Annotated in this window: 22 protein-coding genes; 14 read left to right on the forward strand and 8 right to left on the reverse strand. The window is 67.7% G+C overall.

Going from position 1 to position 22,265, the window contains the following annotated elements:
• The first annotated feature begins 24 nt into the window (after positions 1 to 24).
• A complete protein-coding gene (locus tag WG924_RS16755; RefSeq protein WP_345934245.1) occupies positions 25 to 648 on the forward strand; it encodes a TetR/AcrR family transcriptional regulator in 624 nt (207 codons plus the stop codon).
• A gap of 77 nt (positions 649 to 725) precedes the next feature.
• Positions 726 to 1,598, forward strand: a complete 873-nt coding sequence (locus WG924_RS16760; RefSeq protein WP_345934246.1) for a DUF6920 family protein — start codon at positions 726 to 728, stop codon at positions 1,596 to 1,598.
• A gap of 12 nt (positions 1,599 to 1,610) precedes the next feature.
• On the opposite strand, the gene WG924_RS16765 is transcribed toward WG924_RS16760, so the two are convergent.
• Positions 1,611 to 2,372 (reverse strand): enoyl-CoA hydratase-related protein, encoded by a 762-nt coding sequence (locus WG924_RS16765; protein ID WP_345934247.1) that lies wholly within the window; start codon positions 2,370 to 2,372, stop codon positions 1,611 to 1,613.
• Positions 2,373 to 2,481: 109 nt separating this feature from the next.
• Between WG924_RS16765 and WG924_RS16770 the strand changes: the two genes are divergently transcribed.
• The 3 genes from WG924_RS16770 (at position 2,482) to WG924_RS16780 (ending at position 4,711) form a co-directional block, all read left to right on the forward strand.
• On the forward strand, positions 2,482 to 3,420 hold the full coding sequence (locus WG924_RS16770) for a LysR family transcriptional regulator (protein WP_345934248.1): 939 nt from the start codon (positions 2,482 to 2,484) through the stop codon (positions 3,418 to 3,420).
• A 159-nt stretch (positions 3,421 to 3,579) separates the two neighbouring features.
• A complete protein-coding gene (locus WG924_RS16775) occupies positions 3,580 to 4,314 on the forward strand; it encodes an SDR family oxidoreductase (RefSeq protein WP_345934544.1) in 735 nt (244 codons plus the stop codon).
• 112 nt (positions 4,315 to 4,426) lie between these two features.
• Entirely contained in the window at positions 4,427 to 4,711 is a 285-nt protein-coding gene (locus WG924_RS16780) for an Atu4866 domain-containing protein (protein ID WP_345934545.1), read from the forward strand.
• 29 nt (positions 4,712 to 4,740) lie between these two features.
• Here the strand turns inward: WG924_RS16780 and WG924_RS16785 are convergent, their stop codons facing one another.
• The 6 genes from WG924_RS16785 to WG924_RS16810 all read right to left on the reverse strand — a co-directional run bounded on the left by WG924_RS16785 (position 4,741) and on the right by WG924_RS16810 (position 10,321).
• Complete coding sequence (locus tag WG924_RS16785; protein WP_345934249.1) at positions 4,741 to 5,793, reverse strand: zinc transporter ZntB; 1,053 nt, start codon at positions 5,791 to 5,793, stop codon at positions 4,741 to 4,743.
• A 33-nt stretch (positions 5,794 to 5,826) separates the two neighbouring features.
• A complete protein-coding gene (locus WG924_RS16790; RefSeq protein ID WP_345934250.1) occupies positions 5,827 to 6,621 on the reverse strand; it encodes an ABC transporter permease in 795 nt (264 codons plus the stop codon).
• Complete coding sequence (locus WG924_RS16795; RefSeq protein WP_345934251.1) at positions 6,608 to 7,381, reverse strand: ABC transporter ATP-binding protein; 774 nt, start codon at positions 7,379 to 7,381, stop codon at positions 6,608 to 6,610. Before WG924_RS16795 ends, WG924_RS16790 begins: the two co-directional genes overlap by 14 nt.
• 14 nt (positions 7,382 to 7,395) lie before the next feature.
• Positions 7,396 to 8,475 carry an ABC transporter substrate-binding protein gene (locus tag WG924_RS16800; RefSeq protein ID WP_345934252.1) on the reverse strand — a complete coding sequence of 360 codons (1,080 nt, stop codon included), beginning with the start codon at positions 8,473 to 8,475 and terminating at the stop codon, positions 7,396 to 7,398.
• A gap of 182 nt (positions 8,476 to 8,657) precedes the next feature.
• The gene (locus WG924_RS16805) at positions 8,658 to 10,064 is read right to left on the reverse strand and encodes an FAD-binding oxidoreductase (protein WP_345934253.1); all 1,407 of its coding nucleotides are present in this window, start codon (positions 10,062 to 10,064) and stop codon (positions 8,658 to 8,660) included.
• 131 nt (positions 10,065 to 10,195) lie between these two features.
• Entirely contained in the window at positions 10,196 to 10,321 is a 126-nt protein-coding gene (locus WG924_RS16810; RefSeq protein ID WP_345934255.1) for a hypothetical protein, read from the reverse strand.
• Positions 10,322 to 10,518: 197 nt separating this feature from the next.
• Between WG924_RS16810 and WG924_RS16815 the strand changes: the two genes are divergently transcribed.
• Genes WG924_RS16815 through WG924_RS16830 form a run of 4 tightly spaced genes read left to right on the forward strand, consistent with a single transcriptional unit; the run spans position 10,519 to position 14,983 of the window.
• On the forward strand, positions 10,519 to 11,064 hold the full coding sequence (locus WG924_RS16815; protein ID WP_345934256.1) for a pentapeptide repeat-containing protein: 546 nt from the start codon (positions 10,519 to 10,521) through the stop codon (positions 11,062 to 11,064).
• A complete protein-coding gene (locus WG924_RS16820) occupies positions 11,064 to 12,611 on the forward strand; it encodes a bifunctional metallophosphatase/5'-nucleotidase (protein WP_345934257.1) in 1,548 nt (515 codons plus the stop codon). Before WG924_RS16815 ends, WG924_RS16820 begins: the two co-directional genes overlap by 1 nt.
• Before the next feature lie 49 nt (positions 12,612 to 12,660).
• On the forward strand, positions 12,661 to 13,227 hold the full coding sequence (locus tag WG924_RS16825; protein ID WP_345934260.1) for a putative glycolipid-binding domain-containing protein: 567 nt from the start codon (positions 12,661 to 12,663) through the stop codon (positions 13,225 to 13,227).
• 25 nt (positions 13,228 to 13,252) lie between these two features.
• Positions 13,253 to 14,983, forward strand: coding sequence for a dihydroxy-acid dehydratase (locus WG924_RS16830; protein ID WP_345934261.1), 1,731 nt, complete (start codon positions 13,253 to 13,255; stop codon positions 14,981 to 14,983).
• Between the two features lie 68 nt (positions 14,984 to 15,051).
• On the opposite strand, the gene hutC is transcribed toward WG924_RS16830, so the two are convergent.
• The gene (hutC, locus tag WG924_RS16835) at positions 15,052 to 15,810 is read right to left on the reverse strand and encodes a histidine utilization transcriptional repressor HutC (RefSeq protein ID WP_345934546.1); all 759 of its coding nucleotides are present in this window, start codon (positions 15,808 to 15,810) and stop codon (positions 15,052 to 15,054) included.
• A 248-nt stretch (positions 15,811 to 16,058) separates the two neighbouring features.
• On the opposite strand from hutC, the gene WG924_RS16840 reads away from it, so the two are divergent.
• The 5 genes from WG924_RS16840 to hutU all read left to right on the forward strand — a co-directional run bounded on the left by WG924_RS16840 (position 16,059) and on the right by hutU (position 22,218).
• On the forward strand, positions 16,059 to 17,096 hold the full coding sequence (locus WG924_RS16840; protein ID WP_345934262.1) for an ABC transporter substrate-binding protein: 1,038 nt from the start codon (positions 16,059 to 16,061) through the stop codon (positions 17,094 to 17,096).
• A 114-nt stretch (positions 17,097 to 17,210) separates the two neighbouring features.
• Positions 17,211 to 18,068, forward strand: coding sequence for an ABC transporter permease (locus WG924_RS16845; protein ID WP_345934263.1), 858 nt, complete (start codon positions 17,211 to 17,213; stop codon positions 18,066 to 18,068).
• Positions 18,061 to 18,882 (forward strand): quaternary amine ABC transporter ATP-binding protein, encoded by an 822-nt coding sequence (locus tag WG924_RS16850; RefSeq protein WP_345934264.1) that lies wholly within the window; start codon positions 18,061 to 18,063, stop codon positions 18,880 to 18,882. Before WG924_RS16845 ends, WG924_RS16850 begins: the two co-directional genes overlap by 8 nt.
• A gap of 46 nt (positions 18,883 to 18,928) precedes the next feature.
• Complete coding sequence (locus WG924_RS16855; RefSeq protein WP_345934547.1) at positions 18,929 to 20,437, forward strand: HAL/PAL/TAL family ammonia-lyase; 1,509 nt, start codon at positions 18,929 to 18,931, stop codon at positions 20,435 to 20,437.
• Positions 20,438 to 20,544: 107 nt separating this feature from the next.
• Positions 20,545 to 22,218, forward strand: coding sequence for a urocanate hydratase (gene hutU / locus WG924_RS16860; protein WP_345934266.1), 1,674 nt, complete (start codon positions 20,545 to 20,547; stop codon positions 22,216 to 22,218).
• Positions 22,219 to 22,265: the final 47 nt, after the last annotated feature.

Consider the following 22,265-nt stretch of genomic DNA (forward strand, 5'->3'; position numbering starts at 1 on the left):
GTTCAGTAAATGCCGGAGGGCCGGATGGCGCGACCGCGCAAGGATCAGGCGATCGACATCCCGGATCGGGCGGTGTCGGAAACCATCCGGCTGCTTGAGAGCCGGGAGCCGGAGGCCGTGACCATGGCCGAGGTCGCCGCCGCCGTCGGGTGCAGCGCGCCGGCATTGTACAATCACTTCCGCAACCGCGATGCGCTGCTGCGCGCGGTGCATGATGCCGGTTTCGCGCGGCTGTTCGACACCAAGCTCTCGGTCGCGGTCGCGAGTGGCGGCGATGCGATGGCACGGCTGCGCCTTGGCGGGCTTGCCTATCTGCGGTTCGCCGCCGACAACCCGGCGCTTTACCGGCTGATGTTCTCGCCGCCCCCTGCCGTCGCCGCCATGCCCGACCCCTTCGCCGCCGATCCCGGCATGACATCGCTGGTGTTCCTGAAGGCCGGCATCCAGGCGGCACAGGCCGAAGGCTATCTGCCCGGCCGCGATCCGGATCTGGTCGCCTTCACCATGTGGTCGGCCGTCCATGGCGCGGCGGCGCTGATTGCCGCCGGGCGCATTCCGGCCGCGACCCGGCCGGTGGATGCGCTGCTGACCGGCACCGTCGACACCATCATGGGGTTGATTGCGGACACGCGCCGCCCCGACGGCTGATCAACCGTCTCCATCCTTATCCCTGACAGCCACAACCATCATGACCTCCGCCCGCGCGGCGGGGGCGGGGAGATCCCATGCGCAGATCCTGGACCAGAACCCGGACCATGGCGGCCCTTGGGGCCGGCGGCTTGCTGGCGGCGGGCGCGATCGCGGTTGCGGTCGGTTCATACACGACCGAGGCGACCATCGCGGCGCATGTCGTTCGGGTGCGTGAAGCCGGAGATGCCCGGCCGTCACCACAGCCTGATTCCGGGGCGATGGCGGCGCTGCCGGCACCGGTGCAGGCCTATTTCCGGGCGGTTTTTCCCGATGGCCTGCCACCGCCGGTGACGGCGGTGGCATTGGAGATGGCGGGCGATTTCCGCCGGCCGCTGACCGAGGATTTCGCGCCGACCACCGCCGAGCAGACAATCGCCACCGGCACGCCGGCACTGGTCTTTGCCGCAACCACGCCGGTGCTGTCGGGTCTTGTCTGGGCGCGGGCCTATGATGCCTTCGCCGATGGCCGCATGGAGATGAAGGCCCGCATCCTGTCGACCATCACCGTCGTCGACGAAGCGGGCTCACCGGCGCTGGACCGGATGTCCCTGCGTCGCTGGCTGCTGGAAAGCCCGCTCTACCCGATGGCGCTGCTGCCCGGCGGGCCGGTGCACTGGCAGGCGATCGATGCCGTCCGCGCCCGCGCGGTGGTGACCGCCATGGGGCAGACGGCATCGCTTGTGGCCACCTTCCGCGCCGATGGGCTGCTGGAACGCTTCGATGCCGAGGAGGATGGCGATTTGTCCACGCCCTATCACGGATCGGGCGAGCATGTCAGCCGCAGCGATTATCAGCAGGTCGACGGCGTGATGGTGCCGATGGCGTTCTCCATCGCCCGCGCGGCGGCCGGCCGCATCCTGCCCTTCTGGACCGGGCGGGTGACACGGATCACGTTCCTGCCCATGTGACGCAGGGCCCCGTCAATCGCGCTTGAGGAAGCGCCGCATGGCGGCCTGCGCCGTCTCTGTGCGGGCAAGCTCGGCGACATGGGCCATTTCGGCCGCATAGCCCGCGACCAGCGGCATGTCTTCCACCTCGCGCAGACAGGCAAGCGCATGGCGGATGGCGACCGGATCCTTGCCGGCGATCTCGCGCGCCAGGGCCAGCGCCTCCGGCAGCAGGGCCTCGGGCGTCGTCACCGGCTCGATCGCGCCGCGGCGGGCAAGTTCGGCGGCCGGCAGTGGCCGGCCGGTCAGCAGCAGCCGCGACACGGTGGAATGCCCCAGCAGCCGCATGGCATGGCGTGCGCCGCCCAGCATGCCGACATTGATCTCGGGCAGGCCGACCATGGCATTGTCGGCTGCCAGGATGACGTCGCAGCAGACGGCGATGCCAAGTCCGGCCCCCAGTGCGGCACCATTGATCGCGGCGATCCACGGCGTCTGCCGGTGGGTGAGCGCTTCATACAACGCCACACCATGCGCCGAGGGGCCGGGGCGGCCGGCCTCGATCGCGTCGAGTTCTTCGGCAAGATCCAGCCCGGCCGAAAAGCAGCGCCCCTGGCCGGTCAGGACCACGGCGCGGATGGCAGGGTCGGCATCGATCTCGGCCACCAGCCCGATCAGCCGTTCCAGCGCAGCACTGTCGAGGGCGTTGACCGGCGGCATGGCAAGGGTGACGGTGGCGACGGCGCCGTCGCATGTGACGAGAACGGGTGTGGAGACATGGGGTGTCGACTGCATGGCGGGCGTGTTCCTCGGCGGGCGCATTCGTGCGTCTTCATGGCTCCCGATTGGAAATCATCCGCCGCCCTGAGACAATGCCGCATCGTTCAGGTCAGGGAGGCAGAGGATGACCCCGTCCAGCCAGGGGGTGGAATATGCGCAGTTGCGCGCCTTCGTGGAAGTGGCCGAGCAGGGCGGCTTCAGCCGGGCGGCCGAGCGGCTGGGCGTCACACCGTCATCGTTGAGCCAGACGATCCGGGCGCTGGAGACGCGGCTGGGTGTGCGGCTGTTCAATCGCACCACGCGCAGCGTGGCGCTGACGCCACCCGGTCAGGCACTGTTCAACCGCCTGCGGCCAGCCATGGACGAGATCGGTGCCGCGGTCGAGATGGCGAGCCGGGCCGGCGGGCGGGTCGCTGGAACGGTGCGGGTGCATGCCGCCCGTGTCGCGGCGGCCAGACGTATCGAGCCGATGCTGGCGGCGTTTCATGCCGCCCATCCCGATGTGGTGATCGATCTGACGGTGGACGACGCGGTGGTCGATATCGTCGCCGGTGGCTTCGATCTGGCGATCCGGCCGGGAGAGGTGGTGGAGAAGGACATGATCGCCGTGAAACTGGGGGGCGATCACCGGCAGTTTCCCATGGCCACACCGGATTACCTTGCCCGCCATGGCCGGCCGGCGGAGCCCGGTGATCTGACCGCTCATGCCTGTATCCGCTGGCGCTGGGACGGGCGCAGCCAGCCCTATGACTGGGAATTCTGCCGCGATGGCGCCTGGTTCGCGGTCAGCGTTGCGGGCCCGCTGATCGTCAATGACCGGCGGATGATGCTCGATGCCTGCCTCGCCGGTATCGGCATCGCCTTCCTGACCAATGAGGAAGGCGCCCCGCATATCGCGGCCGGGCGGCTGGAGCCGATGCTGGAGCCGTGGTGTGCGGCCTATCCGGGGTTCTTCCTGTGCTATCCGCGCCAGCGCCAGATGGCACCGGCGCTCAGGGCCTTCATCGACGCCGTGCGGGCGGTGGAGCACGATTATACCATTCCGGCTAACAAGTCCTGGTAACGGCCCGGTGATTATGCTCCATGACCACAGGCTGTATCTCTGAGTGCAAGGGGCGACCGGTCATCACCGGCTTGTCCCGTCCAGCATGACACGGGGATTGATGCCATGACCACTCAACCGATATCACCCGCATCCGGCACCATGCAGCCGGTGGTGCCCATGGCGGGTGTCGCCGGCAAGATCGTGCTGATCACAGGCGCCAGCAGCGGCATCGGTGAGGCGACCGCCCGTATCCTGGCCGCCGCCGGCGCGGTGGTGGTGCTGGGCGCGCGCCGCGCCGACCGGCTGGACCGGCTGGCCGATGCCATCACCGCGGCCGGCGGCACCGCCCGGGCCCGCGCGCTCGACGTTACCGACCGCGCCGACATGATGGCCTTCGTCGATGCCGCCCGTGCCGAATTCGGCCGGATCGACGTCATCGTCAACAATGCGGGCGTGATGCCGTTGTCGCCGCTGGCTGCCTTGAAGCTGGATGAATGGGACCGGATGATCGACGTCAACATCCGGGGCGTGCTGCACGGCATCGCGGCCGTGCTGCCGGTGATGACGGAACAGGGCACGGGTCAGGTGATCAATGTGTCGTCGATCGGCGGTCATGCGGTCAGCCCGACCGCCGCAGTGTATTGCGCGACCAAATTCGCGGTCGGCGCCATTTCCGACGGCTTGCGCCAGGAAACCGACCGCATCCGGGTGACGGTGATCTCGCCCGGCACCGTGACGTCGGAACTGGCCGACACCATCACCGACGACACCGCCCGCGTGGCGATGGAGAGCTTCCGGCAGATCACCATCGAGCCCGAGGCCATCGCCCGAGCGATCCGGTTTGCCATCGCCCAGCCCGATGATGTCGATGTCAGCGAAATGATCGTCCGGCCGACCGCCAGCCCCCACTGACCGGCCCGGCAGGTTGCCGGCTGCGGAGGAGATGCATTTGCGTATCAGCCGTGTCACGGGGGTTACAGTCGCGGCCATGCTCGGCCTCATCCCCATTCCCACGCTCATTCCCATGGCCTATGCCGAGGAGACCCGCGCCATGACCACCCCTGATCAACCCCATGACCATCCATATGTCGGCATGTGGGTGACCGAGGATGGCCGCATCCGCCATGAACTGCTGGCCAATGGCCGCTATGTCGAGGCGCGCGGCAACCGCGAGGCCGCCTATCAGGGCGCCTACACTGTCACCGGTGACCATATCGAATACCTCGATGACACCGGCTTCACCGCCGATGGCGATTTCATCGACGGCGTGCTGTATCACGGCGGCATGGTGCTGTACCGGCGACCCTGAGTGCTGGTTCTGAACGCTGGTCCCGGCGGTCAGATCCAGCGCAGGCGCCGGAACAGCCAGAGCTGGATCGCGACCAGGATCGCCAGCGCCGCGCACAGAATGGCGAAGGCCCCCGGATGGTCGGCGCCGGGAATGCCACCGACATTCACGCCCAGCAGCCCGGTGATGAAGCCCAGCGGCAGCATCACCGCCGACAGGATGGTGAGCAGATAGACCGTGCGGTCGGTCCGCTCGGCGATCCGTGCCTCCCATTCACCCTGGGCGAGCAGGGTGCGGTCGCGGATGGCATCCAGATCCTCGACCATCCGGGTCAACTGGTCGGCGGTTTCGCGCAGTTCCAGGCGGTCGGCATGTCCGAAGGGGCTGGGGTCCAAAGTCGCCAGCCGCGACAGGGCCTCGCGCTGCGGCGCCATATAGCGGCGGAGCGCGATGGTTTCGCGGCGCAGTTCCGCCAGCCGCGCCCGGGCGCGGCGGATGCCGACGGGCCTGTGGGCATTGCGCGCACTGGTGCCGCCGACGGCGGCGGCATCCAGCGCCTCGTCTTCCAACTGGTCGATCTCGTCTTCCAGGCGGTCGATCTCGACCCGCAGGCGGGTCATCAGCCGGTCGGCCAACTGCGCGATCACCCCACCCGCATCCAGCGGGCCATCGGCGCCGGCCGCCAGCGCCTCGGCCATGCCGCGGGCGGCCATGATCCGATAGCGCCGGGTGGTCAGCGTGATGCCGGGGGCGGTCCAGGCGCGCACCGACACCAGATCGAAGGCATCCATTCCGGGATTGAGGTTCAACCCGCGCAGATTGATCACCAGCCCGTCGCCGAACCGGTCGGCGCGCGGGCGGGTTTCCTCGGCCAGCAGGGCTTCGGCCGCCTGTGGTGGAATGCCGGCTTCATCCAGCCAGATACCGACCGCGGCGGCGGTGCGGTCGACATGCAGCCACAGCGGCGGACCGCTGCCATCGCGCGCGGCACGGGTGGCGGCAGGCAGATCGGCGGGCGGCACGGCCCGGCCTCCACCCCGACCATCCAGAGTGAAGGCATAGACCAGGCCGCGATCGGTGTCGGCGTTGGAAGCAGGCTGCATCTCGGCCGCCATCGGATCATCAACCTTCAACGGTCAGCGCCAGCGCAGCAGGCGCTTCTCGATCAGCCCCAGCAGCCCGGCCACGATCAGCCCCAGCAGCGACAGCACCACCACACCCGCGATCAGCAGATCGGTCTGCATCAGATTGCCCGCCGCCAGCACCAGGGCACCCAGACCATACTGGGCGCCGATCATCTCGGCCGCCACCAGCAGGATGATGCCGATCGAGGCCGAGACCCGGAACCCGGTCAGGATGGCGGGCAGGGCTCCCGGCAGAACGATCCGGGTCATGATCCGCCAGGGGCTGAGGCCGAAGCTCTGGCCCATGGCGATCAGGCTGCGCGGCACATTGGCAACCCCGCCGGCGGTGTTGATCACCGTCGGGAAGAACACGCCGAAGGCGATGGTCGCCACCTTCGACGGCTCGCCGATGCCGAACCAGATGATGAACAACGGCAGCAGCGCGATCTTGGGGATGGGGAACAATGCCGAGACCACCGGCATGCCCATGGCGCGCGCCACCGAGAACAGCCCCACCGCCAGCCCCAGCGCCACGCCTGCCGTGACCCCGATCGTCCAGCCGGCGCCCAGCCGGAACAGCGAGGCCGACAGATGGCGCCACAGATCGCCGGTCTCGATCAACCGGGCCAGGGATGCCAGCACATCGCCCGGCGGCGGCAGGGTCAGCGGCCCGATGAAGCCGGTGCGGCTGCCCACCGCCCACAGCGCCAGCAGGCAGATGAAGAACACGGCGGTGACCACCGGCATGCGGCGGGGCCGGAAGCCGCCGCCCCGGAACGGGACCGGACGGATGTCACGATCGGACATTGGCAAGCTCCCGGTCGGCGGTCGCGGCCTCGTCGCGGATCGACTGCCACAGCCGGTCGGTGATCACGGCCAGATCGGCCGAGGTGCTGGCGCGATCGGCGATGGGGATATCGATGTCGACCACGTCGCGCACCCGGCCGGGGCGGCGCGACAGCACCACCACCCGATGCGCCAGGCGGACGGCTTCGGCAAGATTATGGGTGACATAGAGCGCGCTGAACGGCGCGCGGCCATGCAGGGCCACCAGATCGTCCATCAGCAGATCGCGGGTCTGGGCGTCCAGCGCCGATAGCGGTTCGTCCATCAGCAGCACGGCCGGATTGACCGCCAGCGCCCGGGCGATGCCGACCCGCTGGCGCATGCCGCCCGACAACTGGCGGGGCAGGGCGTCGGCGAAATCCGACAGGCCGGTGCGGTCCAGCGCATCGGCCACACGGGCGCGACGTTCGGCCCGCCCCAGCCCGCGCCCTTCCAGCGGCAGGGCGACATTGGCCGCGACACTGCGCCATGGCAGCAGGGCGAAATCCTGAAACACATAGGTCAATGGGTTGAGGCATCCGGCGGGCACGTCGCCCGCCATCGCCACCCGCCCCGCAGACGGCCGGATCAGGCCGCCCGCGATGGCGAGCAGGGTGGATTTGCCGCAGCCCGACGGGCCGACCACGGCCACGATCCGACCATCATCCACCTCAAGGTCGATCGGACCCAGGGCGTGAAGGTCATCATAGCTGTGGACGACCGCATCGAGGATCAGACGCATCGGCTGTCGGCGCCCTATCTGGCGGCGGTGACGGAAAAGCCGCCATCGACGAAGCTGGTGTCGATGAAGCTGGCCGGATCGACCGAGGCATCGACCAGATTGCGCGCCTGATACCAGCGGACCTGTTCGGCGATGTCGGCGGCATCGAACCGGCCCTTGGGCTCGATGAACATCGCGCCGGCCTTCACACCCGCGTCATTGGGCTTATCCGGATAGACATATTTGTTGATGATATCGACCACCGGCTGCGTGTCGGGGCCGAACACCCGGTTGCCCTGGGCGTCGACCGCGTTCAGCGTGGCATTGTAATCGGCCGAGGCGCGGACATAGGCGCGCACGAAGCGTTCCACCATGTCGCGACGCTCGGCGACGTTCTCGGTGGAGGTGAACAGCCCGCCCAGTTGATAGGGCGCATAATCGGCGACCTTGCCCAGAGTTTTGGCGGCACCGCTGTCGACCAGCCCCTTGGCGATATGGGGCACGATGATCATGGCGTCGACCTGACCGGTCTTCAGCGCCGCGATCATGTTGGGCACCGCCTGAAGCGGCTTCAGATCCACCTTGTCCAGATCGAAGCCACGAGCCTCGGCCAGCTTGCCGGCCATATAGTGGAAGGACGAGCCGACCTGGGTCATCGCCAGACTGTGGCCGGGGAAATCGTCGACGCTGCGGAACCCGGCCTCCCAGGCCTGGTTCGACACCAGGATCGCCGATCCCTCATGCCCGGCGATCTCGGCCGACTGGCCCGCGATCACCTTCACCGCGCCCTTGCCGGCCAGATTGAAGAAGCCGGCGGTGAAAGCGGTCACGCCGAAATCGGCATCGCCCGAGGCGATCGCCACCGCCACCGGCTGGGCGGCGCGGAAGAACTCGATCTCGACATCGAGCCCTTCATCCTCGTAATAGCCGCGCTCCTTGGCGATGAACAGCGGCGACGACGACACGAAGGTGAGGGCCGCGACCTTGACCTTGTCGCCGGCGGCTTCGGCGCCGTGGGGCAGGACGGTTGCAAGGGCTGCGGCCGCGACCGACAGGCCGAGGCTCTTCAGAAGACCACGGCGTGTCAGCCGTGACAGGATGCGATGGGTGCTCATGTCGGGACGGTTCCCCCCAGGATCGTTTCTTGGGACAGGCTGTTCTTGAGACAGGCTGCCGGTCGTGCGGCGTGGGCGAGCAGTCTAGGCGCGGCCTGCCGGTGCCGTCACCCCACGAACGACAACGCCCGCGGGATTCTGCCGCGGGCGTCGATCGGCCGGTCGGAGGATCGCGCCCCGGATCAGGGGCGCAGCACCTTGCCGGGATTCATGATGCCCTGCGGGTCCAGCGCCTGCTTGATCTGGCGCATGACCGAAATCGCCTCGCCATGTTCGGCGATCAGGAAGTCGCGCTTGCCAAGGCCGATGCCATGTTCGCCGGTGCAGGTGCCGCCCATGGCCAGCGCCCGTTCCACCAGCCGGTCATTGATCCGCTGGGCTTCGACCAGATCGGCCGGATTGTCGGGGTCGACCAGCAGCACCAGATGGAAATTGCCATCGCCGACATGGCCGACCATCGGCGCGATCAGCGTCGAGGTTTTCAGATCCTCCTGGGTTTCCAGGATCGCATCGGCCAGCCTGGAGATCGGCACGCAGACATCGGTGGGCCAGCCCTTCGACCCGGGCCGCAGGCGCAGCGACGCGTAATAGGCATTGTGGCGGGCCTGCCAGAGCGCGTTGCGGTCTTCGGCGAGGGTCGCGAACTTGAAATCGCCCCCGCCATGCTCCGAGGCGATCGCCTGGACCATTTCCGCCTGCTCGACCACCCCGGCCTCGGTGCCGTGGAATTCGAAGAACAGCGTCGGCTGCACCGGGTGATCGAGCTTCGAATAGGCGTTGACCGCCTTGACCGACAACTCGTCGAGCAGTTCCACCCGCGCGATCGGCACACCCATCTGGATGGTCTGAATGACCGTCCGCACGGCGCCTTCCAGGCTGTCGAACGGACAGACCGCGGCCGAAATCGCCTCGGGCACGCCATAGAGCCGGAGGGTGACTTCGGTGATCACGCAGAGCGTGCCTTCCGAGCCCACGAAGATGCGGGTGAGGTCATAGCCGGCCGAGGATTTGCGGGCGCGGCGCGCGGTCTTCACGATCCGGCCATCGGGCATCACCACGGTCAGGGCCAGCACGTTCTCGCGCATCGTGCCATAGCGCACGGCATTGGTGCCCGAGGCGCGGGTGGCGGCCATACCGCCCAGCGAGGCGTCGGCGCCGGGGTCGATCGGGAAGAACAGACCGGTGGTCTTCAGATGCTCGTTCAACTGCTTGCGGGTGACGCCGGCCTGAACGGTCACGTCCAGATCATCGGTCGACACGCGCAGGATGGCGTTCATCCGGCTCATGTCGATGCACACCCCGCCACGGGTCGCGGCGACGCCGCCTTCCAGCGACGTGCCGGTGCCGAAGGGGATCAGCGGCACGTCGTTCGCGGCACAGAGCTTGACGATCGCCGCCACCTCCTCGGTGGTCTCGGGGAAGACCACGACATCCGGCGCCTCGACCTCGTGATAGCTCTCATCGCGGCCATGCTGGTCGCGAACCGCCTGGGCGGTCGACATCCGGTCGCTCAGGATGGCGGCGAGCGCCGCGAGGAAACCGTCATCGACGGCGATGGCAACGGGCTTGGCGGGGGCTACGACGGCCATGGCGATGGATCTCCGGAAGACGGGAAGCCTGTAATCGGTGGTTGGACCACAGCTTGTCCCTCCGGGCAACCGGCGCCAACCATTTTCGACACACCGCGCCATCCGGGCTGCGATCGCGTCTCTGGTGCCGGCTATGGCTTGTCGGCCGGATCATCAGTTGTGTGGTCCGGTACCATGTCCACCACGGCGACATCGATTCCCGCCACCGGCGCGGCATCGCCGGCCGGGGTGGGCGCGGCCTCCTTGTCCTCTGTCATGATCGGTACCCCTGCCTGACCGGTATGGTCTGACGGCGGGATGGTGCCCATACATGCCTTATGAACGCATGACGGGATGCCGCTATCAAGCGACCAGTTGGCGCAGTGGTGGCCTTCGGTCTGGGCGGACGCGGCCGCGCACTATATGTTGATGCGGATGCCGTGTGATGGATCGGCCAGATGAGGCATGCCCCCTGATGACCTACCAGACCCGACCGACTGCATCGGGCCGCGCCCGCCATTGGGGCGCGGTGCTGGCCGTTGCGGCCGCCCTGATCCTGCCCGCGATGGCACCAGCGCCGGCGCGCGCCGGATGCAGCGATCCCGGCCGACCCAATGTCGACTGGACCGACTGCTATTTCGACGGCCGGCCGATGCAGAACATGAACCTTCAGGGCAGCCGGCTGCGCAAGGCGTCGTTCACCCGTGCCGATGTGACCGGCACCGATTTTTCCGGCGCCGATCTGCGCGAGACCAAATTCGTCTCGACCATCGCCGAGGAGGCGGTGTTCGCCGGCGCCAACATGATCACCACCGATTTCACCCGCGCCCGGGCGCGCGGCGCCGATTTTTCCGGCGCCGATCTGCGCCGGACCCGCTTCTACCGCGCGGATCTGCGCGAGGCCAATTTCACCGGTGCCAATCTGGGTGGCACTGATCTGTACAACGCCGATCTGACCGGCGCGATCTGGGTGGACGGCGAGACCCGCTGTGCTGAGGGGAGTGTCGGCCAATGCCGTTGATGAGCCGGTCTCTGATCCACCGGTCGCTGATCCACCGGTCGCTGGCATCACTGCTGGTCGGTGCTGCACTCGCACTTGCCGCCATGCCGGCGGCGCAGGCGGAGACGGTCACGCTGCGCTTCGTGCAGACCAACGACATCGACCGCATGGAAGACAAGGACGGGCAGGGTGGTTTCGCCCGCCTGAAAACGGTGCTGGATCGGGTGCGGGCAGAAGGGCCGGCCTTCTTCATCCATGCCGGCGACACCATTTCGCCGTCGCTGCTGTCGGGCATCGACCAGGGCCGGCACATCATCGAGATCCTGAACCGGATGCCGCCGGATGTGATGGTGCCGGGCAATCACGAGTTCGATTTCGGTGCCGATGTCTTCCGCGCGCGCATGGCCGAGGCCCGCTTCGACGTGGTGGCATCGAATATCCGCGAGGCCGATGGCAGCCAGCCGGCGCATACCATGGACCACAAGATCGTCGAGGTCGACGGCATCCGGGTGGGTTTCTATGGCCTGACCACTGAGACCACACGGGTTCTGGCCAAGCGCAGCCCGATCAGCTTCGCGTCCAGCCTCGACACCGGCCGGGCGCGGGCGCGGGCCCTGCGTGAGATGGGCGCCGATTTCGTGGTCGCGGTCGCTCATACCCCGCTCGATATCGATATGCGCCTGGTCCGCGACGGGGGGACCGATCTGATCCTGTCGGGCCATGACGAACATCTGCTTGTGTTCCACGATGGCCGGGTGGCGCTGGCCGAGGCGCAGTCGCAGGCCGATCACGTGGTCATCACCCGCATCGACATCGACAAGACCGCGACCGGTACGGGCACGGGGCCGGGAACGGGCATCACATGGCAGCCGCGATTCGAAATCGTCAACACCGCCGGCATCGCGCCCGATCCTGAGATCGCGGCGCTGGTGCAGTCTTATACCGACCGGCTGGGGCATGAATTGTCGGCGGTGATCGGCCGGACCGACACCCGCCTCGATACCCGCCGGGCGGCGGTGCGGGGTGGCGAGGCCGCCTTCGGCAATCTTGTCGCCGATGCGATGCGCATGGCGGTCGATGCCGACGTGGCATTGATCAATGGCGGCGGCATCCGCGCCGACCGGATCTATGAACCCGGCATGGCGATGACCCGCGCCGACATCCTGGCGGAACTGCCGTTCGGCAACCGCACCCTGAAGGTGGAGGTGACCGGCGCCGAACTGAAGGCGGCGCTGGAGAACGGCCTGTCGGGCATCGAGGATCTGGCCGGCCGTTTCCCGCAGGTCTCCGGTCTGACCGCGCGGATCGATCCGCGTGAAGCGGTCGGCATGCGGGTGCTGGAGCTGGCGGTGGACGGCGAGCCGGTCGAAACCACGCGCATCTATACCCTGGCCACCAGCGATTACCTGGCGGCCGGTGGCGACGGCTATGCCGTGCTGACGGCGGCTGAACCGGTGATCAACCCATCCGATGCCCAGCTGACCGCCAATCAGGTGATCGATTATATCGCGGCGGCGGGCACGATTGCCCCCGCGGTGGAGGGGCGCCTGACCGTTTCGGCACCCTGACGGCCGCGCTGCCGCCGACCCACCCGCCTTTCGCGTGGAGATGACGACGATGCCCGATATCATTGCCCGCTGGGAAAGCCAGTGCGGCACCGGCCTTGAACATCTGGTGCTGAAATTGCGGCCCGAGGGCGCCACCGCCGAAAGCGTGGTCATCGGCACCGCCGATGACCCGGTCGCTGTGCGCTATCGCCTGGTGATGGATGCCGGCTGGCGGGTGCAGGAACTGCGCGCGGAAGCCGTGGGCACCAATCGCCGGCTGCATCTGCTGTCGGATGGGGCAGGGCATTGGCGCGATGGCGACGACCGGCCGCTGCCCCATCTGGACGGTGCCATCGACATCGATCTGTCGATCAGTCCGTTCACCAACACGCTGCCGATCCGGCGGCTGGCGGCGGCGACCGACGGCCCCGATCCGGCCCTGGGCATCGACATCGTCACCGCCTATGTCAGCGTGCCCGACCTGGATGTGATGGCCGATCCGCAGCGTTATACCCGCATCGACGCCGGCGGCGTGTGGCTGTATCAGTCGCGCGACAGCGATTTCCGGCGCGAGATCAAGGTCGATGGTCACGGGCTGGTGGTCGACTATCCGGGGCTGTTCCGCCGCGTGCTCTGATCCCGTTTGAAAGACGTCCGCGGCCATGACCGACGACATCGACCACCCGGCACCGCAGGGGCTCGCCCGCGGCCTGACCACTTATGGCGACCGCGATTTCGCGCGCTATCTGCGCCTGTCGATGGCCCGCGCCATGGGCCATTCGTTGGCGTTGCTGAACAAGCCGGTGGTGGGCATCGCCTCGACCTATAGCGAGTTCAACAACTGCCATCGCGGCGTGCCGGAACTGGTGACGGCGGTGAAGCGCGGCGTGCTGGCGGCAGGCGGCCTGCCGCTGGAATTCCCCACCATCTCGCTGGGTGAGGTGTTTCTCAACCCGACCAGCCTGTTCTTCCGCAATCTGATGGCGATGGACACCGAAGAGATGATCCGCGCCCAGCCGATGGATGCGGTGGTTCTGGTCGGCGGCTGCGACAAGACCGTGCCGGCCCAGTTGATGGGCGCGGTCTCGGCCGGGCTGCCGACGGTGCAGGTGGTCACCGGGCCGATGATGACCGGCCGCTGGCGGGGGGAACGGCTGGGCGCCTGCACCGATTGCCGCCGGTTCTGGGCGAAGTTCCGCGCCGGCGAGATCGATGGCGAGACCATCGCCGAGGTCGAGGGCAATCTGGCCACCACCGCCGGCACCTGTGCGGTGATGGGAACCGCCAGCACCATGGCCGCGATCGCCGAGGCGCTGGGCATCATCCTGCCCGGCACCGCCGCGATCCCCGCCGTGCATGCCGATCGCATCCGTGCGGCCGAGGCATCGGGCACGGCGGCCATGGCGCTGATCCGCCAGGGCATCACCATCCGCGACATCATCACGCCGGGGTCGGTGGAAAATGCGCTGCGCGTGCTGCTGGCGATCGGCGGCTCGACCAACGCGATCATTCACCTCACCGCCATTGCCGGGCGCGCCGGCATCGACATCGATCTGCATCGGCTCAACCAGTTGTCGGACACCACGCCGGTTCTGGTCGATCTGAAGCCGACCGGGCCGTTCTATATGGAGGATCTGCATGCGGCCGGCGGCATCGGCGCGGTGCTGCGCGAACTGGCGCCGATGCTGAACCTCGACTGTCTGACGGTTTCGGGGGAAACGCTGGGCGAACGCCTGGCCGTGCCGGCACCTTATGTCGATCGGGCCGTGGTCCGGGCAAGGGCCGCCCCCTTGCAGCCGGAAGGCGGGCTGATCGCGCTGTTCGGCTCGCTGGCCCCGCGCGGCGCCATTCTGAAACGCGCGGCCGCCGACCCGGCGCTGTTCGAGCGCGAGGGCAGGGCCGTGGTCTTCACCTCGCTTGAAGACCTTGCCGCCCGCATCGACGATCCGGGCCTCGACGTCGCGGCCGACGATTTTCTGGTGCTTCAGAACGCCGGGCCGTTGAGCCAGTCGGGCATGCCGGAAGCCGGCTATCTGCCGATCCCGAAGAAGCTTGCCCAGGCCGGGGTGAAGGACATGGTCCGCATCTCGGATGCCCGGATGAGCGGCACGGCTTACGGCACCATCGTGCTGCATGTGGCCCCGGACGCGGCCTCCGGCGGCCCGCTGGCGCTGGTCAGGACCGGCGACCGCATCCGCCTGTCGGTGTGCGACCGCCGCATCGACCTTCTGGTCGACGATGCCGAACTGGCGCGGCGTCGTGCCGGAACGCCGGCGACCGCGATCACCCCGGCGCGTGGATATGCCAGGCTTTATGCGCAGGAGGTGTTGCAGGCCGATCAGGGTTGCGATTTCGATTTCCTGCGGGCGCAGCCGTCCCGACCCGCGACATAGCGGGCCTGGATCGCGAACCCGTGCCGCTGGATTCAGTTGTATAGGGAACATGGCCCGCGATCAGGGCGTCAATACGCGCTTTCCAGCCGATAGCGGGTGCCCGGATAGAGCAGGCGGACTGATGTCACCACCCTGGCCTCGGCGCGCTGGGCCACCGACCATGTCCGCCGCCGGACCATCAGGCAGGGCTCGGTGCGGGCGATCGACAGCAGCCGGCATTCCCATGCCTTCGGCAGAATAGCCTCGACCGACTGTTCGGTGCGCGCGATCGGCGCCAGTGCCGTCAGATAGGCGTTGGGCGTGGTGCCGTGGAAATCCTGCGCCAGATAATCGGGCGCCACGGCCGGATTGACGAACCGGTCCTCGATCTGGATCGGCACATCGTCCTCGCGGTGCACGATCACGGTGTGGAAGACCTGCGCGCCCATCGCCACCTCCAGCGCATCGGCCAGTTCAGGGCCGCAATTCTCGGCCTGGCTCAAGGTGATGACGGCGGTGTGGACGGCGCCGCGCTCGGCAATTTCGTCGGCAATGTTGCGCACGCCCAGAAATGGCGCGCTGCGCTTGGCGGGCGCCACGAACGAGCCCTTACCCTGGATTCTCAGGATCACGCCTTCGGTCGCCAGTTCGCGCAGCGCCCGGTTGGCGGTCATCCGGCTGACGCCCAGCGCCTCGACCAGTTCGTTTTCCGACGGCACCCGGTGATTGGCCGGCCAGTCGCCGGCATCGATCCGTGCCTTGATCCGGGCCTTCAGTTGTTCATACAGCGGCAGGTCGCGCAGCCCGTCCGGCCCCGCGGGGGCCGGGGTGGTCGCCTCGATCGGCATGGCGATATCGGTCATCGGGGCTGCCTGTCTGGTGTGCACGGGGGAGGTTGCATGTTTTTCGACCATACCGTATTGCGCCGGTTCGGGAAATGGGTCATCTTGCATATACAACTTGTCTGGCCGCATCGGGGGGATGATCCGAGCGGTCTGGACCAAGTCGCACCGCCCGTCCCGGGGAGAACAGTGGACAGCGGCGGAAGGCGATCACCGAAAATCCTGACCGGGTCTGCCACAAAAGGGAATGCGACGTGTCCATGTCCACGCTCAAGCTCGCGCTTGCCGCCAGTGCCGCCATTTTCGCCGCCTCGACAGGGGCCGCGCAGGCGGAAACCTATTGCGGTGACGGCAAGACCGTCACCTTCGCCGGTATCGACTGGGAAAGCGGCGCCTTCATCACCGAGGTGATGAAGACCATTCTGTCCGAAGGTTATGACTGCAAGGTCGACTCGATCCCCGGCAATTCGGTGACACTGGAACAGGCGACCGCCAATAACGACGTCCAGATCTTCGCCGAGGAATGGATCGGTCGCAGCGATGTCTGGAACAACGCCGCCGATGCCGGCCAGGTGGTCTCGGTCGGCAAGACCTTCGTCGGCGCCAGCGAAGGCTGGTATGTGCCGGCCTATGTCGTCAAGGGCGATGCCGAGCGGGGCGTGAAGCCGATGGCGCCCGATCTGAAGAGCGTGTCGCAGCTCACCGATCCGGCGATCGTGAAACTGTTCACCGATCCGGAAGAGCCGTCGAAGGGCCGGTTCCTGAACTGCCCCTCGGGCTGGACCTGCGAGGGCGTGAACACCGCCAAGCTTCAGGCCTATAAGCTGACCGACGCCTATGTGAACTTCCGCCCCGGTACCGGCACCGCGCTGGATGCGGCGATCGCCTCGGCCTATCTTCAGCGCGAACCGGCCCTGTTCTATTACTGGACGCCGACCGCGATCATGGGCAAATACGACCTGATCAAGCTGGACGAGCCGGCCTATGACGAGGCCTGCTGGACGGAACTGACCAGTTCGACCGGCAGCCGCGAGCGCGGCTGCGCCTTCCCGGCGGTCGAGGTGGCCTATGGCCTGAACGCCCAGTTCGCCAAGGATGCGCCCGAGATCGTGGCGATGCTGGAGAAGGCCACCTTCCCGCTGGCCGAGGTGAATGCCAGCCTGGCTTATATGGTCGACGAGAAGGCCGAGGCGGCGGATGCCGCGAAGCATTTCCTGGCCACCAAGGGTGATGTCTGGGGCGGCTGGGTCTCGCCCGAGACCAAGGCGAAGATCGACGCCGCGGTGAAGTAACCGGCCCGCGCGCCCCGGCCGGTTTCTTCGTCCGGCCTCTTCCCAACGTGCCCGCCGCCGGGTTGTCGGCGGCGGGGGCGTCCTCCGCTTCACCCGCGGCAAGGAAGCGACCCCATGTTCCCAGACTCCCTGCATGTGTCCATTCGCGGGCCGATCAACGATTTCGTCCGGATGCTGGTGATCGAGTACGGCTTTGTGTTCAAGGCCATCTCGACCGTCATCCTTCAGGGCATCCTGTTCATCGAACAGATCCTGCGCGGCCTGCCCTGGTGGGCGGTGTTTCTGATTTTCATCGCACTCGCCTGGCAGGCGACCCGCCGGATCGGCCTGACGGCGATGGTGGCGGTGCTGCTGTTCGCGGTGGGGATGCTGGGCCTGTGGGATCTGACCATGCAGACCCTGGCGCTGATGCTGATGGCGACCCTGGTCTCGGTGGTGATCGGCGTGCCCATGGGCATCTGGGTGGCCAAAAGCCGGATCGTGCGCGGCATCACGCTGCCGGTGCTCGATGTGATGCAGACCATGCCCAGCTTCGTCTATCTGATCCCGGCGATCATGCTGTTCGGTCTGGGCAAGGTGCCGGCGGTGCTGGCGACCATCGTCTATGCCGTGCCGCCGCTGATCCGGCTGACCGATCTCGGCATTCGTCAGGTCGATGGCGAGGTGGTGGAGGCGGCGCAGGCCTTCGGTGGCAGCCCGCGCCAGATCCTGTTCGGCGTGGAACTGCCGCTGGCGGCGCCCACCATCATGGCCGGCCTGAACCAGACCATCATGATGGCGCTGTCGATGGTGGTGGTGGCGTCGATGATCGGCGCCCGCGGCCTGGGCGAGCAGGTGCTGAACGGCATCCAGACGCTCGACGTCGGCAAGGGGCTGGAAGCGGGCCTCGGCATCGTCATTCTGGCGATCGTGCTCGACCGCATCACCCAGGGCTTCGGCCGGCCGCGCAGCGAGGACCGGACACATGGCTGAAATCGGGATCAGCAACGTCTACAAGATTTTCGGCCGCGACACCGCCGCCGCGCTGGCCCTGGCGCGCGAGGGTCTGGACAAGGCGGAAATCCTGGCCCGCACCGGGTGCAGCGTTGGCCTCGACGATGTCAGCCTGACCATCGGCGCCGGCCGGATCTTCGTGATCATGGGCCTGTCCGGCTCCGGCAAGTCGACGCTTGTCCGCCATATCAACCGGCTGATCGAGCCGACCGCCGGCGCGGTCAGCTTCGACGGCCAGGACATCCTGGCGCTGGGCCCCAAGGCCTTGCGCGACTTCCGCACCCATCGGGTCAGCATGGTGTTTCAGAGCTTCGGCCTGATGCCACATCGCACCGTGTTGCAGAACGCGGTCTATGGCCAGCGGGTTCGCGGACTTTCAGCCGCCCAGGCCCGGCCGATCGGCATGCAGTGGATCGAGGCCGTGGGCCTGTCGGGCTATGAGAACAAATACCCGCACCAGTTGTCGGGCGGCATGAAGCAGCGCGTCGGGCTGGCCCGGGCATTGGCCGCCGATACCGACGTGATCCTGATGGACGAGGCGTTCTCGGCGCTCGATCCGCTGATCCGCGCCGATATGCAGGATCAACTGCTTCAGCTTCAGCAGACCCTGTCGAAGACCATCGTCTTCATCACCCACGATCTCGACGAGGCGCTGCGCATCGGATCGGAGATCGCCATCCTGAAGGATGGCCGGCTGGTTCAGGTCGGCACGCCCGACGAGATTCTGACCAGCCCCGCCAATGATTATGTGGCCCGCTTCGTTCAGCGGCGGGCCGGAGGCGCGCATGAGTGAGAACAGGCATGGGATCGGGAACCAGACCGGGTTTCTCTCGGGCGACATGACCCCGGGTGATCTTGTGACGGCCAACCGCATCGTTCGTCACGGTCCGCTCGGCTGGCGTGACGTCGCGGCGGTGGCCGATGGCGCGGGCCTGGATCTCTCGCCCGCCGCCCATGGGCGCGTCGAGGCCGCGCGGCGCATTGTCGATGCGCTGGTGGCGCGCGGCATTCGTGGCTATGGCATCAACACCGGCGTCGGCGCGCTTTGCGATGTGATCATCGACCGCGACGCCCAGCAGAGCCTGTCGCGCAACATCCTGTTCAGCCATGCCTGCGGCGTGGGCGACCCGCTGCCGGCCCCTGAGACCCGGGCGATCATGGCCGCCCAGATCAACAATTTCGCCCATGGCGCGTCGGGTATCCGGCCCGAGACGGTCGATGCGCTTCTGGCATTGCTGAACGCAGATGTTCTGCCGGTGGTGCCGTCGCGCGGCTCGGTCGGCTATCTCACCCATGGCGCGGCGATCGGTCTGGTGCTGATCGGCCATGGCGAGGCGCGCCATGGCGCCGAACGGCTGAGCGGGCGCGAGGCGCTGGCGCGGGTCGGTCTGGAACCGCTGGTGCTGGAGGCCAAGGAAGGTCTCAGCCTGGTCAACGGCACGCCCTGTGCCACCGGCCTCGCCTGTCTGGCCCTGGCCCGCATGGACCGGGCGATGGACTGGGCGGATGCGGCGGCGACCTTGTCCTATGAAAACCTGGGTGCTCAGGCCGAGGCGTTTGCCGCGGTGCCGCTGGCGCTGCGCACCTCGCCGGGTCTGCGCACCGTGGGTGCCCGGCTGGCATCCTGGCTCGACGGCAGTGAATTGCTGGCGGCCTCGGCCGGCAGCCGCACCCAGGATCCGCTGAGCCTGCGGGCGGTGCCACAGGTGCACGGCGCGGTGCGCGATCAGATGGACTATCTGACGGTGGTGGTGGATCGCGAGCTTGCCAGTGTCACCGACAATCCGGCGGTCGCCGGCACGCCTGACGCGCCGGAGGTGCATTCCCAGGCCCATGCGGTGGGCGCGGCGCTGGGCCTTGCCATGGATGGCCTGGCCGTCGCGGCGGCGGAGCTGGCGGCGATCTCGGAACGCCGCATCGACCGGCTGGTCAACCCGCTCGTCAGCCGGCTGCCCGCCTTCCTCGCCTGGAACAGCGGCGTCTGCTCGGGCTTCATGATCGCCCAATACACGGCGGCGGCGATCGCCGCCGAATGCCGCAGGCTGGCGGCGCCCGCCAGCCTGGATGGCGGTGTCACCTCGGGGCTTCAGGAGGATATCCTGACCCATGCCACGCCGGCGGCGGGCAAGGCATTGATGGTCCTTGACAATCTGGAGCGGGTGCTGGCGATCGAATTGCTGGCGGCGGCGCAGGCCTATGATCTTCAGCCGGCGGGTCTGGGGCGGGCGCCACGGACCGATGCCCTGTATCGCCGCATCCGGGCGCGTGTGGCCCCCTATGCCGACGACCGGCCGCTGAACGGCGATTTCACCGCGATGCAGACCATCGTGCAGACCACGCGGCCCTGAACCCGCGACGCGGTTCCGCGCGTCTTGAGCCTCTCTTTATCCTTCAGCCCCCTCGGCCGGTCGAGATCGACGACACCGGCCGCATTATCGCCCGAGGAGCACATCCGATGAGCAATCCGCGCCACAATATCCGCGAGATCAGGGCGCCGCGCGGACCCGAGATCAGCGCCCGGAGCTGGCTGACCGAAGCGCCGCTCCGCATGCTGATGAATAATCTCGATCCGGACGTCGCCGAGAATCCCAACGAGCTGGTGGTCTATGGCGGCATCGGCCGGGCGGCGCGGACCTGGGCGGATTTCGACCGGATCGCGGCGACGCTGCGCACGCTGGGCGATGACGAGACGCTGCTGGTTCAGTCGGGCAAGCCGGTGGGCGTGTTCCGCACCCACAAGGATGCGCCGCGGGTGCTGATCGCCAATTCCAATCTGGTGCCGCATTGGGCGACCTGGGATCATTTCAACGAGCTGGACCGCAAGGGTCTGGCCATGTACGGCCAGATGACGGCGGGTTCCTGGATCTATATCGGCACCCAGGGCATCGTTCAGGGCACCTATGAAACCTTTGTCGAGGCCGGCCGCCAGCATTACGACGGCAACCTCAAGGGCCGCTGGATCCTGACCGGCGGTCTCGGCGGCATGGGCGGCGCCCAGCCGCTGGCGGCGGTGATGGCCGGCGCCTGCTGCCTTGCGGTCGAATGCAACCCGGACTCGATCGATTTCCGCCTGCGCACCCGCTATGTCGACGCCAAGGCCGAGACGCTCGACGAGGCGCTGGAGATGATCCGCCGCTGGACGGACGCGGGCGAGGCGAAGTCGGTGGGCCTGCTCGGCAATGCGGCCGAGGTTTTGCCTGAACTGGTGCGGCGCGGCGTGCGGCCCGACATGGTCACCGACCAGACATCCGCCCACGATCCGATCAACGGCTATCTGCCGATCGGCTGGAATATGGCCGAATGGCGGGCGAAGCGTGAGAGCGACCCCAAGGCGGTCGAGGCGGCGGCGCGCGCCTCGATGAAGATCCATGTCCAGGCGATGCTCGACTTCTGGAACAGGGGCGTGCCGACGCTCGATTATGGCAACAATATCCGTCAGGTCGCCAAGGATGAGGGGCTTGAAGACGCCTTCGCCTTCCCGGGCTTCGTGCCCGCCTATATCCGGCCGCTGTTCTGCCGTGGCGTCGGCCCGTTCCGCTGGGCGGCCCTGTCGGGCAACCCTGAGGACATCTACAAGACCGACGCCAAGGTGAAGGAACTGCTGCCCGACAACGCCCATCTGCACCGCTGGCTCGACATGGCGCGCGACCGGATCGCCTTCCAGGGCCTGCCGGCGCGGATCTGCTGGGTCGGCCTTGGCGACCGTCATCGGCTGGGCCTCGCCTTCAACGAGATGGTGGCGAAGGGCGAGCTTGAGGCACCGGTGGTGATCGGCCGCGACCATCTGGATTCGGGCTCGGTCGCCAGCCCCAACCGCGAGACCGAGGCGATGAAGGACGGCTCCGACGCGGTGTCGGACTGGCCGCTGCTGAACGCGCTGCTGAACTGCGCCAGCGGTGCCACCTGGGTCAGCCTGCATCATGGCGGCGGCGTCGGTATGGGCTTCTCGCAGCATTCCGGCATGGTGGTGGTCTGCGACGGCACCGACGACGCGGCGCGGCGGATCGAGCGGGTGTTGTGGAACGACCCGGCGACCGGCGTCATGCGTCATGCCGATGCCGGTTATGACATCGCCCTCGACTGCGCCCGCGAACAGGGCCTGCGCCTCCCGGCGATCCTGGGGAACTGACCATGGATGCGGCTTGCGTCACGCGGTTTCTGCCGGCGGCGGGGCAC

The sequence above is a fragment of the Tistrella arctica genome, from assembly GCF_039630945.1.
GTDB classification, from domain to species: Bacteria; Pseudomonadota; Alphaproteobacteria; order Tistrellales; family Tistrellaceae; genus Tistrella; species Tistrella bauzanensis.

What these genes read in the sequence shown, in the direction of transcription:
- WG924_RS16795 (WP_345934251.1), bottom strand. Translation starts at nt 7,381, where the DNA reads ATGCGTCTGATCCTCGATGCGGTCGTCCACAGCTATGATGACCTTCAC.
- WG924_RS16845 (WP_345934263.1), top strand. Translation starts at nt 17,211, where the DNA reads ATGTTCCCAGACTCCCTGCATGTGTCCATTCGCGGGCCGATCAACGAT.
- WG924_RS16775 (WP_345934544.1), top strand. Translation starts at nt 3,580, where the DNA reads ATGGCGGGTGTCGCCGGCAAGATCGTGCTGATCACAGGCGCCAGCAGC.
- WG924_RS16790 (WP_345934250.1), bottom strand. Translation starts at nt 6,621, where the DNA reads ATGTCCGATCGTGACATCCGTCCGGTCCCGTTCCGGGGCGGCGGCTTC.
- WG924_RS16785 (WP_345934249.1), bottom strand. Translation starts at nt 5,793, where the DNA reads ATGCAGCCTGCTTCCAACGCCGACACCGATCGCGGCCTGGTCTATGCC.
- WG924_RS16855 (WP_345934547.1), top strand. Translation starts at nt 18,929, where the DNA reads ATGACCCCGGGTGATCTTGTGACGGCCAACCGCATCGTTCGTCACGGT.
- WG924_RS16825 (WP_345934260.1), top strand. Translation starts at nt 12,661, where the DNA reads ATGCCCGATATCATTGCCCGCTGGGAAAGCCAGTGCGGCACCGGCCTT.
- WG924_RS16850 (WP_345934264.1), top strand. Translation starts at nt 18,061, where the DNA reads ATGGCTGAAATCGGGATCAGCAACGTCTACAAGATTTTCGGCCGCGAC.
- WG924_RS16770 (WP_345934248.1), top strand. Translation starts at nt 2,482, where the DNA reads ATGACCCCGTCCAGCCAGGGGGTGGAATATGCGCAGTTGCGCGCCTTC.
- WG924_RS16805 (WP_345934253.1), bottom strand. Translation starts at nt 10,064, where the DNA reads ATGGCCGTCGTAGCCCCCGCCAAGCCCGTTGCCATCGCCGTCGATGAC.
- WG924_RS16820 (WP_345934257.1), top strand. Translation starts at nt 11,064, where the DNA reads ATGAGCCGGTCTCTGATCCACCGGTCGCTGATCCACCGGTCGCTGGCA.
- WG924_RS16800 (WP_345934252.1), bottom strand. Translation starts at nt 8,475, where the DNA reads ATGAGCACCCATCGCATCCTGTCACGGCTGACACGCCGTGGTCTTCTG.
- WG924_RS16760 (WP_345934246.1), top strand. Translation starts at nt 726, where the DNA reads ATGCGCAGATCCTGGACCAGAACCCGGACCATGGCGGCCCTTGGGGCC.
- WG924_RS16755 (WP_345934245.1), top strand. Translation starts at nt 25, where the DNA reads ATGGCGCGACCGCGCAAGGATCAGGCGATCGACATCCCGGATCGGGCG.
- WG924_RS16765 (WP_345934247.1), bottom strand. Translation starts at nt 2,372, where the DNA reads ATGCAGTCGACACCCCATGTCTCCACACCCGTTCTCGTCACATGCGAC.
- WG924_RS16815 (WP_345934256.1), top strand. Translation starts at nt 10,519, where the DNA reads ATGACCTACCAGACCCGACCGACTGCATCGGGCCGCGCCCGCCATTGG.
- WG924_RS16780 (WP_345934545.1), top strand. Translation starts at nt 4,427, where the DNA reads ATGGCCTATGCCGAGGAGACCCGCGCCATGACCACCCCTGATCAACCC.
- WG924_RS16810 (WP_345934255.1), bottom strand. Translation starts at nt 10,321, where the DNA reads ATGACAGAGGACAAGGAGGCCGCGCCCACCCCGGCCGGCGATGCCGCG.
- hutC (WP_345934546.1), bottom strand. Translation starts at nt 15,810, where the DNA reads ATGCCGATCGAGGCGACCACCCCGGCCCCCGCGGGGCCGGACGGGCTG.
- WG924_RS16830 (WP_345934261.1), top strand. Translation starts at nt 13,253, where the DNA reads ATGACCGACGACATCGACCACCCGGCACCGCAGGGGCTCGCCCGCGGC.
- hutU (WP_345934266.1), top strand. Translation starts at nt 20,545, where the DNA reads ATGAGCAATCCGCGCCACAATATCCGCGAGATCAGGGCGCCGCGCGGA.